14 protein-coding genes and 1 tRNA gene are annotated in these 15,440 nt (G+C 64.2%); 3 read left to right on the top strand and 12 right to left on the bottom strand.

The annotated features are described in order from the left end of the window. Positions 1–96: 96 nt before the first annotated feature. The 5 genes from AKJ13_RS02615 to AKJ13_RS02595 all read right to left on the bottom strand — a co-directional run bounded on the left by AKJ13_RS02615 (position 97) and on the right by AKJ13_RS02595 (position 4,230). Positions 97–501: a cupin domain-containing protein gene (locus tag AKJ13_RS02615; RefSeq protein ID WP_050732144.1), complete on the bottom strand. Its 405-nt coding sequence runs from the start codon at positions 499–501 to the stop codon at positions 97–99. A gap of 129 nt (positions 502–630) precedes the next feature. Then, positions 631–1,071, bottom strand: a complete 441-nt coding sequence (locus AKJ13_RS02610) for a cyclophilin-like fold protein (RefSeq protein ID WP_244471491.1) — start codon at positions 1,069–1,071, stop codon at positions 631–633. A 14-nt stretch (positions 1,072–1,085) separates the two neighbouring features. After that, complete coding sequence (locus tag AKJ13_RS02605) at positions 1,086–1,841, bottom strand: glucose 1-dehydrogenase (protein WP_050731943.1); 756 nt, start codon at positions 1,839–1,841, stop codon at positions 1,086–1,088. Next, on the bottom strand, positions 1,828–3,066 hold the full coding sequence (locus AKJ13_RS02600; RefSeq protein WP_050731942.1) for an MFS transporter: 1,239 nt from the start codon (positions 3,064–3,066) through the stop codon (positions 1,828–1,830). The genes AKJ13_RS02605 and AKJ13_RS02600 overlap by 14 nt, the downstream gene beginning before the upstream one ends. A 111-nt stretch (positions 3,067–3,177) precedes the next feature. Further along, a complete protein-coding gene (locus tag AKJ13_RS02595; protein ID WP_144426165.1) occupies positions 3,178–4,230 on the bottom strand; it encodes an alpha/beta hydrolase in 1,053 nt (350 codons plus the stop codon). Between the two features lie 192 nt (positions 4,231–4,422). On the opposite strand from AKJ13_RS02595, the gene AKJ13_RS02590 reads away from it, so the two are divergent. Then, the gene (locus AKJ13_RS02590; protein WP_050731940.1) at positions 4,423–5,316 is read left to right on the top strand and encodes a LysR family transcriptional regulator; all 894 of its coding nucleotides are present in this window, start codon (positions 4,423–4,425) and stop codon (positions 5,314–5,316) included. A 358-nt stretch (positions 5,317–5,674) separates the two neighbouring features. On the opposite strand, the gene AKJ13_RS31250 is transcribed toward AKJ13_RS02590, so the two are convergent. After that, positions 5,675–6,025: a hypothetical protein gene (locus AKJ13_RS31250; RefSeq protein WP_144426164.1), complete on the bottom strand. Its 351-nt coding sequence runs from the start codon at positions 6,023–6,025 to the stop codon at positions 5,675–5,677. Between the two features lie 534 nt (positions 6,026–6,559). Here AKJ13_RS31250 and AKJ13_RS02580 point away from each other — a divergent pair. Then, positions 6,560–6,823, top strand: coding sequence for a hypothetical protein (locus tag AKJ13_RS02580; RefSeq protein WP_144426163.1), 264 nt, complete (start codon positions 6,560–6,562; stop codon positions 6,821–6,823). Here AKJ13_RS02580 and AKJ13_RS32530 read toward each other — a convergent pair. From AKJ13_RS32530 to tsaE, 5 genes are all read right to left on the bottom strand, one after another. Then, on the bottom strand, positions 6,782–7,174 hold the full coding sequence (locus AKJ13_RS32530; protein ID WP_244471490.1) for a hypothetical protein: 393 nt from the start codon (positions 7,172–7,174) through the stop codon (positions 6,782–6,784). The two genes, AKJ13_RS02580 and AKJ13_RS32530, sit on opposite strands and share 42 nt — an antisense overlap. Positions 7,175–7,492: 318 nt before the next feature. Then, on the bottom strand, positions 7,493–7,942 hold the full coding sequence (locus tag AKJ13_RS31245) for a hypothetical protein (protein ID WP_144426162.1): 450 nt from the start codon (positions 7,940–7,942) through the stop codon (positions 7,493–7,495). Between the two features lie 469 nt (positions 7,943–8,411). Next, positions 8,412–8,488: transfer RNA gene (locus AKJ13_RS02570), tRNA-Arg, on the bottom strand. A gap of 102 nt (positions 8,489–8,590) precedes the next feature. Next, a complete protein-coding gene (locus tag AKJ13_RS02565; RefSeq protein ID WP_050731936.1) occupies positions 8,591–9,331 on the bottom strand; it encodes a nucleotidyltransferase family protein in 741 nt (246 codons plus the stop codon). Positions 9,332–9,414: 83 nt separating this feature from the next. After that, positions 9,415–10,992, bottom strand: a complete 1,578-nt coding sequence (tsaE, locus tag AKJ13_RS02560; RefSeq protein ID WP_050731935.1) for a tRNA (adenosine(37)-N6)-threonylcarbamoyltransferase complex ATPase subunit type 1 TsaE — start codon at positions 10,990–10,992, stop codon at positions 9,415–9,417. Between the two features lie 289 nt (positions 10,993–11,281). On the opposite strand from tsaE, the gene cynS reads away from it, so the two are divergent. Further along, the gene (gene cynS, locus AKJ13_RS02555; RefSeq protein ID WP_050731934.1) at positions 11,282–11,770 is read left to right on the top strand and encodes a cyanase; all 489 of its coding nucleotides are present in this window, start codon (positions 11,282–11,284) and stop codon (positions 11,768–11,770) included. 222 nt (positions 11,771–11,992) lie between these two features. Here the strand turns inward: cynS and AKJ13_RS02550 are convergent, their stop codons facing one another. Continuing rightward, positions 11,993–15,262, bottom strand: a complete 3,270-nt coding sequence (locus AKJ13_RS02550) for an efflux RND transporter permease subunit (RefSeq protein ID WP_050731933.1) — start codon at positions 15,260–15,262, stop codon at positions 11,993–11,995. Positions 15,263–15,440 lie beyond the last annotated feature (178 nt).

Raw genomic sequence — 15,440 nt, 5'->3', positions numbered from 1 at the left:
TTGCGGTGTACTACACCGCACATCTTGCACGTCGCGTTATCGGGCTCTATGCATGGCTAGCTCGGACATGGCTGCTACGAGCTGGCTAGCGCAATGTCAGCGAGTTTTCTCGTCATATTGAATGTCGGTGACCTTCTCCATCCACTCGACGGGGCTGCCGTTGAGCGACTCCTGAATGGCGATATGGCTCATCGCTGTGGTTGGGCTTGCGCCGTGCCAGTGCTTCTCACCGGGAGGAAACCACACGACGTCGCCCGGCCGTATCTCCTCGACCGGTCCGCCTTCGCGCTGAACCAACCCGAAGCCGCTTTGCACAATCAGCGTCTGGCCAAGCGGATGCGTATGCCAGGCCGTGCGGGCACCGGGCTCGAACGTCACAAGCGCACCACTTGTGCGGGCCGGTTCCGGCGGACTGAACAGCGGATCAATTCGAACGGTGCCGGTGAACCAGTCTTCTGGTCCTTTGCGGGAGGGTTGAGTGCCGGCGCGAGTAATTTCCATGGTCATACCTCTTTTCTCATTTTGTGTGGTGGGTTCGCCGGCTTCCACCGGAAAAGTTGTCAACAAGAGAGCAAGTGACAGCCCGATCGCAAAATATATTCTCCTGGAATTCATAATGTCATTCTGGCTTTAGCGCTTCCACGCGAACGGTGACGGCCCTGGCCGGTCAAAGATTGAGACATCGCCCTTCACATCACCGAGGATTGTAATGCCCGGCTGGGGAACACGGCCCTTCTTGTAGTAGATCACGAAATCATCCGGGCCCCATAGACCCAGAGTGCCCGCCGCAAAGTCCTGCTGCCGCTTCACCTCTGGCAGGGGCGAAGGCAGGTTGCCGGTCTTTTCCTGCCTGATGTGGTCCCTCATCTCGATGGTGAGCGGCAGCATTCGTGTGAGCGAGCGCGCCGCTTCGTTCTCGGCCAGCTCTGCGGTGACGTTGCCCCATTCAGAAGAAATTCGGATGCGTTCCTGCGCCATGGCGGGCCCCCCTGCTAGAATTGCGAGGACAGCGGCTGCGAGCTGGAACGTGCGCAGAAGGAGCTTCCTCTGTTGTTGTTTGACGGTGTCCATGCCTGCACCTGCGCCTAAAGCGACCAGCCGCCATCGACCACGATCGATGCGCCGGTAACAAAGCCGCCGAGGTCCGAGCACATCCACAGGACTGCTTCCGCAATCTCCTCCGGCTTTCCAAGGCGGCCGACCGGCTCCAGGTCGATCGCTTTCTGGATGTCGCCGCCCGTGAAGCGGTCCATCATCGGCGTCTCGATGTTGCCGGGCAGGACGCAGTTCACGCGGATATTCTGCTTGGCGTAGTCGAGCGCAGCCGATTTGGTCATGCCGATCATGCCGTGCTTGGAGGCGGCATAGGATGCACCGCCCGCGACGCCGCAGATGCCGGCACCCGACGAGGTGTTCACCACGACGCCCCCGCCCTGGCGGACCATCTGCGCGATCTCGTGCTTCATGCAGAGGAATGTGCCGCGCAGGTTGATGCCGAGGATGCGATCCCATTCCTCCAGCTCGATCTCATGGAGCGGCGCGGCCTTGTTCTCGACGCCCGCATTGTTGAACGCGCAGTCGATGCGGCCGAAGGCTTCGACGGCCTTGGCGACCGCAGCCTCGACCTCGTCGGGCTTCGACACGTCGCAGGCGATCGCCAGAACTTTACCACCGGCAGCCTTCACCTGGTCAGCAGTCTCCTGCAACGCCGCCTCGCCCCGGTCGCTGACGACCACGTGCGCCCCTTCGACTGCAAAAGCGATTGCGGCGGCGCGACCGATGCCGCTTCCTGCACCGGTGATAAAGGCTGTCTTGCCGTCGAAACGATTAGGCCTGGCCATGTTGGATGCTCCTTGATGCTGGTTGCACTGCTGATTGGGCCGTGCTGCCGCGAGCGGCCACGAAAGCCGCTACGGCACAGGCCACAAGCATCAGCGCGCTGAAGGTGAATGTGCTCTGGTAGCCGGCATGGTCGAAGAGAACGCCGCCGAAGGCTGCGCCGCCTGTGATCGCGAGCTGGACCACGGCCACCATCAGCCCACCGCCCGCTTCGGCGTCGTCAGGCAGCGCCTTGCTGACCCAGCTCCACCAGCCCACAGGTGCCGCCGTTCCGATCAGTCCCCAAAGGGCGAGCAGGCCGGCCACAGCGCCGAGCGATGAGCCCAGGGCGATCAGCGCCAAAGCCAGAACTGCCATCATGAGCGGCATGGCGATCAGAGCTGCAGAGAGCCGCTTTTCGAGGATGCGGCCAATGAAGGTCGTGCCCACGAGGCCCGAGACGCCCATAACCAGCAGCAGCACCGACAGCGTCGAGACATCGACGCGCGTGATGGTTTCGAGGAAGGGCCGCAGATAGGTGAACAGAGCAAACTGCCCGAGGAAGAACAGCGCCGCCGCAGCCATCCCGACAGGTACGAGCGGCTTGCGCAGCACGCGGAAAACAGCAAAGGCGCTCGCTTTCGTGCGGTTCGGCATCGCCGGCAGCGACAGATACAGCCAGACGAAGGTCACGGCTGCGATCGGCACGACGCAGAAGAAAGCGCCGCGCCAGCCGATATACTGGCCGAGGAAGCTGCCGAGCGGCGCTGCAACGGTGGTCGCAAGCGCGTTGCCGCCGTTGATGATTGCAAGGCCGCGCGGCACGTCCTTGGCCGGCACGAGCCGCATGACGGTTGCCGCAGAAAGCGACCAGAAGCCGCCGATCACCATGCCGACCAGGGCCCGGCCGCTCATCAGTACGGCGTAGTTCGGAGCAAAGGCCACGATCAGCCCGGAGACGAGCATCAGCACGGTCAGCAGCAGCAGGACCGTTCGCCGGTCGAACTTGGGCGTCGCGGCCGAGATAAACAGGCTGGTCAGCACGGCGAAGATACCGGAGACCGCGATTGCCTGCCCCGCTTGGCCTTCGGTCAGATGCAGGTCCGTTGCGATCGGCGTCAGCAGGCTCACCGGCATGAACTCGGATGCGACGAGGGTCGATGCGCACAGGCTCAGAGCGACGACCGCGCCCCACGAAGCTTGATCGACGGTTTCACTGGAATTTGCAGGCAGGGTCGGGCCACTCATGAATTATCTGCTTTCAATGGATTGCCACGGCGGGTGCGAGACTCCCTCGCCGTGGTCTTCCTCATGTTGTCGGAAAAACAGACCGCCTCTGCGGGCGGTCTGCGTCTGTCGTTATTTAAGATTAGCGCGGAAGAACTCGGTCAGCTTGTCGAACGGAATGACGTTCACACGGTCATAAAGATCGACATGGGTCGCGCCCGGCACGATCAGAAGTTCTTTCGGTTCGCCTGCAAGCTCGTAAGCTTCCTGGCTGAAGCCGAGAGAGTGTGCCTTTTCTCCGGCGATAAACAGCATCGGACGCGGCGAGATCGTCTCGATGTCATTGAACGGATAGAAATTGACGAACTTCACTTCCTGCGTTTGCGCCCGGTTTTGTGACTGTTCCGGCGGGATGCCCTTCGGCACAAACTCACCGCGTTCCGTGCGGTAGAAGTCGTGGAAGTCACGAGATACGGGGTCCGCACCGTCCGGGAGCTTTTTCGGCAGGTAGTTGAGCCACTTGGTCTTCCCGCCCTGGAACTCGGCATACCGCTGCTCGGCAGCCTGCGCGAGCATCTCTTTGCGTTGTTCGAGTGACTGCGAATTATTGATACCGCTTCTGGTCGCGCCGCCCATGTCATACATGCTGACGGTTGCGATCGCCTTCATGCGCGGATCGATCTTTGCCGCACTGATCGAGAAGCTCCCGCTTCCGCAGATGCCGAGAACGCCAATGCGCTCTTTGTCGATGAAGCTTTGCGAGCCCAGGTAATCGACGGCCGCGCTGAAATCTTCCGCATAAACGTCCGGCAAGACAGCGTTGCGTGGCTCGCCTTCGCTCTCGCCCCAGAAAGACAGATCGATCGACAGGGTTACGAAGCCCCGTTCCGCCAGCTTCTGGGCATAGAGGTTCGAACTTTGCTCTTTGACCGCGCCCATAGGATGGCCGACGATGATCGCGGCGCTCTTGGTTTTCTTGTCGAGGTTCTTTGGCGTGTAGAGATTGCCGACAACCTTCATGTTGTACTGGCTTTTAAAACTTACTTTCTGAACCGTAAGCTCCTTGCTTTCGTAGAAATTATTCGCACCGTTCGACATGTCTTGAGCCATAACTTTCTGAGTTGGGATTGTTGTGATTGAAACCGAGACAAGCAGGATTGCCAGAGGCAAAGCTATAATCTTCATGGAACTTCCTTTCATGTTTTACGAAGAGAAGTCCGCATGGGGCTGCGTCATAGGCAGGTTATCTGCTTTCTAAATTCACAAAAGCATGCATCGCCATCGGAATAACTATCTTCGTGCCACTACAATTTAGAACGTGCCAACTCATAGGATTAGATGCTAAAATGCGCATGAGCCTATAAGCAGGGTTTATGAATGATCCGGGACAATGTGAGTGATCTGGTGGCGTTTATCGCCGTGGCGCGGGAAGGCAGCTTCACGCGGGCAGCGATCAAACTGGGTGTCTCCCAGCCCGCGCTCAGCCATACGCTACGGACTCTGGAAGAACGGCTTGGCCTGCGTCTGCTCAACCGCACGACACGCAGCGTCGCACCGACCGAGGCCGGAGAGCGGCTGCTCCGAAGCATCGAGCCGCAGTTCACGCAGATTGAGGCGAGCCTCACCGCGCTGACCGAGCTTCGAGACACGCCCTCAGGCGTTGTTCGCCTAACATCGACGCATCATGCAGCCCAGACGGTGCTGTGGCCGCGCCTGGCGAAAGTGATGCGGGATTACCCTGACATCTCGATCGAACTCGTGACCGATGAGGGGCTGACCGACATTGTCAGCGAGCGCTTCGACGCGGGCGTGCGGGTTGGCGAATATGTCGAGAAAGATATGATCGCTGTCCGCATCGGCCCTGAAATGCGCCAAGCGATTGTCGGCACGCCGGCATACCTCAAGAAGCACGGCACACCGAAACAGCCGGATGAGTTGACCGGCCACCGCTGCATCAACCTTCGGCGCGTGACACGCGGGGGATACCATCCGTGGGAGTTCGAGAAGAGCGGACGCGAGATCAATGTCCGGGTCGAGGGGCAACTGGCCGTTAACAGCCTGGAGATGGGATGCAACGCCGCATTGGAAGGGTTAGGCCTCGCTTATCTGCCGGACGACCTTGTGCAAGACCACATCGCAAAAAAGCGCCTGGTGCGCGTTCTCGAAGATTGGTGCGAACCATTCCCCGGCTATCACCTGTACTATCCAAGCAGTCGGCAGCACGCACCCGCCTTCGCGGTTGTACTAGAAGCACTGCGCTACCGAGACTAATTGGTGCCAGGGCACTGTTATCGCGAGGTTAACCGGCGATGGGATCGGATAAGTTAGAAGGTTGGGACGTGGTCCCCTGCTTAAGGTCAGCACCGAATTTGTCTGCGGTCATGGCGGGGGCCGATAAAAGTCGAGAATGCGCACCTTCTCGTCCCAATGGCGGGTTATGAAGGCGCGTATTTGGCCCTCCCATTGGTCGGCCACTCCTGCATGATACGCCGCCTTGTGGTCGCTCTCGGCTTCCCCCGCGGCCGTGCGGTGCGCCGCCATCCGCCGTTTCACGAATGCGAGTGAAAAGCCATACGGCAGGAGTCGGCCATCATCTAGGTACTTCTTTCCGTTCGCCCAGAACCCCTCATTAGAATGGAATATCGTCATCCTGCGGCCCCTCTGGTGGAACATAAGGAACGGCAATAGAAAAAGTGCAGTTACGCGCCTTCACGATATAGGGGCTGTTTTCCGGTATCAGGTCCGTTTTCTCGACAATCCAGAAGGCATGACGGGAATTTATGTCATAGGCCAGCACATTCCCGATTTTTGCTTGGTCTGCCGCCTGTTTGAACCATGCGGCCCGAACCTCGTCGGCCGCTTGCCTAGATGCGCTTATGGCTTGCCCGAAATGGCGCTGCCCGGTCCGGTACTGATAGAAGTTGACCCATTGGCCGTGCCATTCGTCGGCGTCGGTATGAAGGTCCGGCTGCGCGGTCATTCTGGCCGCTCCTGTTCGTCCGATGCGGATTCTAACGCGCAAAGCCGTCGTTCGTGAATCCCCTCCTCGACGATAGGCCGCCGGAGGCCCGCGCCCCACAGCGCTGTAGGGCCGTAGGCGGCCGGCCAGGATTGGGCGCTGCGCGAACCGAGCCCCAAAGCGTCAGTGTGGCTCCTGGGGGGCGGCGCTTCATTCATTTCGCGCGCGATTTGGACTTGCCTCTTTTCGGCGAGGGACCACTATTGAGAGCAGCATGGGGCCTTGTGATGAGAGTGCTTCCAAAGGCGGCGTGAGAGCGCATGTGAAGGCTTATTAGCTTCGTAATCTGAAAGGATTGCATTTGACTAGCTTCGGGTGAACGCCCGCAGCGAACTCTCCTTTGCGGTCTTCGCACATCGTAAATCGGAGGTGCAACGTATTGCTCTGAGCAAGGTCTCAGCTTCGATGGACTAATAGGAATATATTCTTGCAATAATCGGTCTTGTGGCGTACGATGCACTTCTTCCCGCCCAGCAACGAAGAAGGAGGACGGCCATGACAATGGACGACGAACACCGCTTTTCTGAGCGGATCACAAAGGAAGCGACATCGGTCTCAATGGCCGATTTCCACCTGGACGCTTATCGTCCCTATCTCGATGGCATCGACCTCGACGAAGCCCAGGAAGCCGAGCTGTTACGCACGCTCTGGGATATCATGCGCTGCTTCGTCGAACTCGACATACCTCCAGAAAGCTGGGGGCAGATTGTCGCCAATCTAACCGAAGGCATCGAAGATGATTCGGCTCCGGTAGAATAACGAACCCACACAGGAGACCACGTTCAACGCAAGGGAGACCGGCATATGACAACACGAACAACAAGAAGGGCAACGAGCCAGCAGACTCTTGCCGTTATTTACTGCCGGATTTCTAGCAAGAAGCAGGACCGTGAGGGCGATGGGCTTGCTTCTCAAGAGACACGCCTTCGCGAATATGCCGCGCGCTGCGGCTACCAGATTGTAAAAGTGTTCCGCGATAAGCTGACGGGCAGCGAGAGCCAGCGCCCCGGCCTTCGCGATATGATCGCCTTCGTAGCTGGCGATAAGAAAAACAGCTACCGCATCCTCTTCGATCACCTCGACCGCTTCACGCGCGATTTCTATCTCCATGCGGACCTGCGCCGCGCAGTCGCCAAGACCGGCGCGCTGCTGGAGACGCCTGCGGGCGTTCTTGATGGCCGGTCGTCGTCACGGCTCATGGAGAATGTGACGGTCGCGTTTGCGGACTATCACCGGGTCAATAGCGCCGAGCAGACGCTCAACCGCATGAAGTCGCGGCTCCAGAATGGCTTTGCCGTGTTCTGCGCGCCGAGCGGCTATCGCTTTGGGCGCGTCTCCGGCTTGAACGGCAAGGTGCTGGTGCGCCAGGAGCCAGCAGCGTCCATCGTCGTCGAAGCGCTTGAAGGCTACGCCTCAGGCCGGTTTGAATCACAGGCCGATGTCGTTCGCTTCCTGGAGGAGCATCCCTCCTACCCCAAGCCTAAGACCGGCAAGCTTCCGCACCAGCGCGTGGGCGACATGCTCCGCAACCCGATTTACGCGGGCTACGTCGAAGCGCCCAAGTGGGACATTCCGCGCCGCAAGGGTCACCACGAAGCGCTCATCAGCCTGGAGACGCATCAACGCATCCAGGACCGGCTCAACGGCCTGCGCTCGACCTACCGGACCGACCTCAGCGTCGATTTCCCGCTGCGTGGTTTCGTGGTCTGCGATGACTGCGACGGCACCCTCACCTCCTGTTGGTCCACGAGCGGCAGCAGCCAGCGCAAGCGCCATCCTTACTACCAATGCTTCCACAAAGGCTGCGCGAGCTACGGCAGGACGATCCGGCGCGATCTGATCGAGGGAGAGTTCGAGGCGATCCTGAAAAGCGCTCAACCCCGCCCACAGCTCTTCCAGGCCGCCACGGCGATGATGAAGGAGCTATGGGCGCGCAAGCAGAAGAACGTGGCAGCCGAAACGAAGGCGCTTCAGGCAGGCCTTGCCCAGATCGACAAGCAAGTCGATCAACTCGTGGACCGCATCGTCGAAACGAGCGTCCCGGCGGTGGTCCGCGCGCTCGAAGAAAAGCTGCAACGCCTGGAGAACGAGAAGCTGCTCCTGCGCGAAAAGATTGCCTCCGGCGTCGTTCCGCAGGGTAGCTTCGATCTGCGACTTAGAACCGCCTTGGCGTTCGTCGCAAGTCCTTGGAATCTTTGGAGTACAGGCCGGATCGAGGACCGCCGCGCGGTGCTCAAACTCACCTTCGCCGACCGGCTTCGTTACAAGCGCGGCGAAGGATTTAGAACCGCAAATTTGACCTTGCCGTTCAAGGTCTTAGCGGATGTTTTTAGCGGTGAAATGGGAATGGCGCGCCCGAAAGGATTCGAACCTCTGACCCCCAGATTCGTAGTCTGGTGCTCTATCCAGCTGAGCTACGGGCGCCTGTCACGGCGGCGGGGGCTTGGCCCGCCGGTGTGAAGGGGCTTCTAGAGGGTCGGATCGGGCTTGGCAAGACCGATTGTGCCGCGCCCGAAACGACCGGCTTTACGGGGCCCGGGCGCTCGCCTGCACGCGCTCCTCGGCAGCGCGGATCGCGTCCGGGGTGCCGACATGGAGCCACTGGCCGTCGAGGCGCATGCCGGACAGGCGTCCGGCCGCGATCGCCCGGTCGAACAGCAGGTTGAGCGAGAAGGCGCCCTCCGGCGTGTCGGCGAACAGGCCGGGCTGCAGGATCGCCACGCCCGCATAGATGAACGGGGCGACCTCGCGCTCGCCGCGGCGCTCCAGGCGGCCGTCCGCGTCCATCACGAAATCCCCCGCGCCGTCGTAGCCGAGGCTGGTGGCGGTGGGCGCCACCAGCAGCAGGGCGTCCATGCGCTCCGGGTCCCAGGCGTCGATCAGCCGGCGGAGATTGGGGGCCGGGCCCTCGAGCCAGAACGAATCCGAGTTCAGCACTACGAAGGGCGCGTCGCCGAGCAGCGGCAGCGCCTTGCGGATGCCGCCGCCGGTCTCGAGCAGCGCGGCGCGCTCGTCCGAGACCTGGATGGCGGGCCCGCCCGTCCGGCGGGCGAGATGCCCCTCGATCAGGTCGGGCAGGTAGTGGACGTTGACGATCGCGGTCTCGATCCCGGCCTCGGCGGCCCGGTCGAGGGCGTGGTCGAGGAGCGCCTTGCCGGCCACCTCCACCAGGGGTTTCGGCACCGTGGCGGTCACCGGCCGCATGCGCTTGCCCAGGCCCGCGGCCAGCACGAACGCACGGGTGACGGCGGGGGCGGGCTCGCTCATGCGGGGATCCGGATCAGGCGTTGCACGTCATGGTTTCAAAAGGTCTTGGACCTTTTGCGGGTGCAGGGCGGAGCCCTGCGGGCTCAGGCCTCCTCCGCAGGGGCGACCAGGCCCGGCAGATGCGCCGCGTGCCAGGCCCGCAGCTCGGCCAGCGCCGGATGGGCGAGGTTGCGGGCGAGATAGCCCTCGATCCGCGGCAGGTGGGCGAGATAGCCGGGCTTGCCGTCGCGCCGGTCGAGCCGGGCGAAGATCCCTAAGATCTTGGTGGCCCGCTGGGCGGCCAGCAGGGCGTAGGCGGTGGCGAAGGCGCCGACATCGAAGGCCGGGTCCCGGCTCCGGCGCTCGCGGGCGTAGAGGCCGAGCAGCCGCAGCTCGAACTCGGCGCTGGTATCGACCCGGGCATCCTGCAGCAGCGAGGCGACGTCGTAGGCCGGGTGGCCCATCACGGCGTCCTGGAAATCGATCAGCCCGACCCGCTCCAGCCCGTCGCGCTCGGGCAGCCAGATCAGGTTCGGCGAGTGGTAGTCGCGCAGGGTCCAGGTGGCACGGTCGGGGATCGCGTTCTGCAGGGCCGCGCGCCACAGGGCCACGAACTCGGCCCGGGTGTCCGCCGACAGGGTGACGTTCCGGATCGCCGGCGCGTACCATTCGGGCATCAGCTCCGCCTCGAACAGCAGAGCCGCCTCGTCGTAGGTCGGCAGGACGTGCTCGATGCCGTCCGCCACCGGCAGCACCGCCGGCAGAGGCGTGGCGTGGAGCTTGGCGAGGAGGCGCACCGCCTCGGTGTAGCGCTCGGGCCGGGGCGCGCCGCCCTCGACCACGGGCTCGCTGCCCAGATCCTCGAGGATCAGCAGGCCCTCGGGCAGATCCTCGCCGTAGATCCTGGGGGCCGAGAAGCTCAGCGCCCGCAGGCCGCGGTCGAGGGCCACGAAGGCGTGGACGCTCTCGGCCAGGTGCACGATGGCGCTGTAGGGTTTTCCGTCGCGGACCGCCGGGCCGTCGGGCCGGGGCGGGGCGATCATCAGCACGGCGCTGGTGCCGTCGGGCTTGGTCAGGCGCTCGTAGGCGCGGGACGAGGCGTCGCCCTGCATCAGGATGCGCTCGGCGATGTCCCAGCCGCTGCGCTCGAGCAGGCGGCGCACCGCCCGGGCCCGGTCGAGCCGGGCGCGCATGCCGCCGGTGCCGTCGATCCGGGCGAGGCGCGCCTCGGCGCCGAACTCCGCCCGCAGGGACAGGTCGATCGTGAGCACCGGGCCGTCGCGGGGCGGCATCCGGTCCGGCCACTCGACCAGGGTGATGGCGTCCTCGGCCATCTCCTCGAAGCCGAGCTCCACCAATTCGTCGGGGTCGCGCAGGCGGTAGAGGTCGGCGTGGACGATCGCCCGGCCGTCGCGGGCCGTATAGGGCTGGATCAGCGTGAAGGTCGGGCTCGGCACCTCAAGGCGCGGATCACCGGCGAGCTCGCGGATCACCGCCCGCGCCAGGGTGGTCTTGCCGCCGCCGAGGCCGCCCGAGAGCGCCACGACGTCGCCCGGGAGCAGGAATTCGGACAGGAACAGGCCGAGATCCTCCGTGGCCGTCTCCTCCGGCAGCACGAATTCCCAGGGTACCGGCGGCGCGGATGCGCCCGCCGTCTGTTCGTCCCGATCGTCCCCGTCCAAAGCCCGCCTCCGAGACCCGAGGGCGCATGGTCTTAAAATGGGCCGCGGATGCAAGCGTTTCCGGCCCCGGCGGCGCGCTTCCCGCCCCTCCGGTGCATCGAAACCACGCTTCGAAGCGTCAACCGCCGGTTGGCCGCGCTTGGTCACCCTTGGCCATCCCCGCGGAGAATTGGCTGGCGTATCCCTTGCTTCGGCGCGGATCCCGCGCGTTTCGGCCCAGCCGAGGCCGCAGGCCGCGTACCGCCCGCGGCCCTACCCCAACCCGCCTGATCCCCACACGGAGCCCCGCATGAAGCGCGCCGACCTGACCGAAAAGCTGCTCGACATCAAACGCGAGAAGGGCTGGAGCTGGGCCCATATCCACGAGGCGATCGGCGGCCTCTCGCCGTTCCTCATCACCGCGGCCTGCATGGGCCAGATGAAGCTGCCCAAGGCGCAGGCGCGGCGGGCGGCGGAGCTGTTCGGCCTGACGGCCGCCGAGGAGCGGATGCTCAACGAGGCGCCCTATCGCGGCTCGATCCCGGCGATGCCGCCCACCGACCCGCTGATCTACCGGTTCTACGAGCTGGTGATGGTCTACGGCACGACCTTCAAGGAGCTGATCCAGGAGGAATTCGGCGACGGCATCATGTCGGCGATCGACTTCAACATGGAGATGGCCCGGGAGGCCAACAACAAGGGCGACCGGGTGAAGCTGACCATGTCGGGCAAGTTCCTGCCGTACAAGTATTACGGCAACGACGACGACACGCCGGAATACGGCTTCAAGGAGGGGTAGGGGCGACGCCCCGGCGCGTCCCCGTCACCCCGATCGCGGCGACGGGGACGCACCAGCCGACACGACGGACAGTCCGAACGATCTCCCCTCATCCCGAGGCGACGAAGCCCAGCTGAGGCCTCCAGGGAACGCGCGGCCGGCTCGAGGCCTCCTTTGAGGCGCGCTCCGCTCACACATCAGGATGAGGCACATCAGGATGAGGGCGCGGGTGGGACATCGCCCTCACGCCGCCGCGTGGCCCTCAACCTCCAGATAATCCTGCACGGGCTGCGCGGGCCCGCTGCGCAGCAGGACGTAGAGGAACGGCACCAGCAGCAGGGTCGCCGGAGTGGCGAAGGCGATGCCGCCCATCACGGCGCGGGCCAGCGCGGCGTTCTGCTCGCCGCCTTCGCCGGTGCCGAGCGCCATCGGGATCAGGCCGAAGAACATCGCCGAGGCGGTCATCAGCACCGGCCGCAGGCGGGTCTCGCCGGCGGTGATCGCCGCCTCCAGGGCGCTGCAGCCGGTGGCCTCCCGGTGCTCCTTGGCGAAGGTGACGAGCAGGATCGAGTTCGCCGAAGCAATGCCCACCGACATGATCGCCCCGAAGATCGACGGGATCGAGAAGGCCGTGCCGGTGATGAACAGGGCGAAGGTGATGCCGCAGAACGCCATCGGCAGGGCGGCGATCACCACGAACGGGTCGCCCCAGCTCTGGTAGTTCACCGCCATCAGCAGGTAGACGGCGATCAGCGCGATGCCGAGCCCGATCTCCAGGCGGAAGAACGCGCTGCGCATATTCTCGATCTGGCCACGCACCGTGATCTTGTCGGGCGCCTGCAGGTTCTTCTGCTCGTCCTGCACGATCGCGTCGATGTCGCGGGCGACCGAGCCGAGGTCCCGGTCCTGGACCGAGGCGAAGATGTCGAAGGTCGGCTGGATGTTGACGTGGTTGATCACCGTCTGGGTCGGTACCCGGCGCAGCTCGGCCAGGCTCGACAGCAGGGTCAGCACGCCGGGGCCGGTACCGGCGGTGGCGGCCGCGCGCACGAACATCGGCGTGTTGCGCAGGTCGGTGAGCGAGGCGTTGCGGTATTCCGGCGTCTGCACCCAGAGCTGGTAGGGGATGCCGGTCTTGGGGTCGGGCCAGAAGTTCGGCGTCACCTGGTAGCTGCCCGACAGCGAGATGTTCATGTTCTGCGCCACCTGCTGCTCGGTGAGCCCGAGCTCGGAGGCCAGGCGCCGGTCGACGTCGACGTAGAATTGCGGCTCGTTGACGATCTGCTGCAGGTGGACGTCGACCAAGCCCTTGGTGTGCTTGAGCCGCTGGACGATGCGCTGGGCGACCTCCAGGTCCTTCTCCTTGTGCCGGCCGGAGACCTGCACGTCGATCGGCGTGATGACGCCGAAATTCAGGATCTGGGTGATCATGTCGGCGGGCTGGAAATAGGCGATCAGGTCGGGGAAGCGCTTCATCAGCACCGCGCGCAGGCGCTTCTTGTAGAGCGCCACCGAGCCATGGCCCTCCTTGAGGCTGATCAGCATCTGGCCGTCGTTGTAGGAGACGAACGAGCCGTCCGAGAAGGCGAAGTTGTAGTTGGTCGAGGGCAGGCCGATATTGTCGAGGATCTGCTCGATCTCGCCCGGCGGGATCACCTCCCGGACCGTATCCTCGACCTCGGCGAAGACCTGCTGGGTGGTCTCGATGCGCATGCCCGTGCGGGTGCGCAGGTGCAGGGTCATCTGGCTCGCCTCGATCTCGGGGAAGTAATCCTCCCCGACGAAGACGAACAGCACGCCGGTCATCCCGAACACGCAGCCGACCACCGCCAGGGTGGCGATCCGGCGGGCCAGCACCGCGTGGAGCAGCCCGACATAGCCCCGGTGGAACCGGGTGAAGCCGCGCTCGAACGCCCCGTGGGCGCGCCCGGCGAGGCGGAACGCCGGGGCGGAGATGAGGCCGAAGGCCCGGGCGATGCGGCCCTGGCGGGGCGGGGCGCGCTCGTCCCGGTCTTTGGCGTGCTTCTGGGCGTATTCCGGCGCTACGATCACGTCGATCATGAGCGGCACCAGGGTGCGCGACAGCAGGTAGGAGGTCAGCATCGCGAACACGACCGCGAGCGCCTGCGGGGTGAACAGGTATTTCGGCGTGTCGGTGAGCGCGAACACCGCCGTGAAGGCCGCGCAGATCGACAGGGTCGAGATCAAAGCCGGCTTGGCGATGCCGGCGGCGCCATGGACCACGCTCTCGCGGAACTCCTCGCCCTCCTCGAACAGCCGGTAGGTGTTCTCGATCGCCACCGTGGCGTCGTCCACCAGGATGCCGACCGCGAGCGCCAGGCCGCCCAGGGTCATGACGTTGATGGTCTCACCCAGCGCGGCCAGCACGGCCAGGGAGGTCATCACGCAGAGCGGGATCGAGATCAGCACGATCAGGGTCGAGCGCCACGACCCCAGGAACAGCAGGATCGCCAGTCCCGTGAGCGCCGCCGCGATGGCGGCCTCGTGCAGCACGCCCTCGATGGCGTTCGAGACGAAGACCGACTGGTCGAACAGCGGCTTGATCGTCAGCCCCTCGGGGGCGGCGGCCCGGATCGTCGGCATCGCCGCTTTGACGTTGTTGACGACGTTGAGGGTCGAGGCGGTGCCGTTCTTGATCACCTGCATCAGCACGGCCTGGCCGCCATCGGCCCGGACCACGTTGATCTGCGGCGGCCCGCCGTCGCGGACATAGGCGACGTCGCGCATCAGCACCGGCTGGCCGGCCACGACCTTGATCGGCGCGAGGTTGAGGGTCTCGATCGAGGGCGGCGTGGCGTTGAGCTGGATCGGGTATTGCTGCTCGCCGATCTTGGCGAGGCCCGACGGCACCGTGAGGTTCTGGGCCGTCATGGCGTTGGTGACGTCGAGCGGCGTCAGGCCGAGCGCCTGGAGGGCGTTGAGGTCGAGATCGACCATGATCTGGCGCGGCGCCCCGCCGAAGGGCGACGGCAGGGTCGAGCCCGGCACCTGCGCGAGCGTCTGGCGGATCCGGTATTGTGCGTAGTCGTAGACCTGGTTCAGCCCATCCTTGGCCGAGGTCAGGGCCAGCTGGATCACCGGGACCGAGGAGGCCGAGTAGCGCACGATGATCGGCGGCTGGGTGCCGGCCGGCATCGCGGCCCGGATCGAGTTGGTCGAGGACACCACCTGGGCGATGGCCAGATCGATGCTGACCGCGGGATCGAAATAGACGCGCTGGACCGCCGTGCCCTGGAGCGTGGTCGACTCCATGCGGCGGATGTTGTTGACGTTGTTCGAGATGCCGTACTCGGCATAGGTCGTGATGCGCTGTTCCATCTCCGGCGTGGACAGGCCGGTATAGGTCCAGACCACGACGACGACCGGGATGTCGACGACCGGCAGCACGTCCTTGGGCATGACCACGATCGCGCCGACACCGCCGAGCATCATCAGCACGGCGAGCACGTAGGTCGTGATCCGGAACTTGAGAGCGTAGAGGACGAGGCCCATGCGGTCTCCGCCGGCCGGCGCCAGGCCAGCCCCTTCGCGTCGCGTGCCGGCGCACCGGACGCCAAGCCTGTTTCGCTATCATGTTCGATAGAGCAAGGGACGGGCCGCGACGCCGCAGGGCGGGCGCTATGGGCGGCGATGGCTATGCGGCTCGACAGGTAGGCGGCCAAACAGGCGG

It is taken from the genome of Methylobacterium sp. ARG-1 (assembly GCF_001262595.1).
Classification (GTDB): domain Bacteria; phylum Pseudomonadota; class Alphaproteobacteria; order Rhizobiales; family Beijerinckiaceae; genus Methylobacterium; species Methylobacterium brachiatum.
This window is presented reverse-complemented; position numbering and strand designations above follow the sequence as displayed.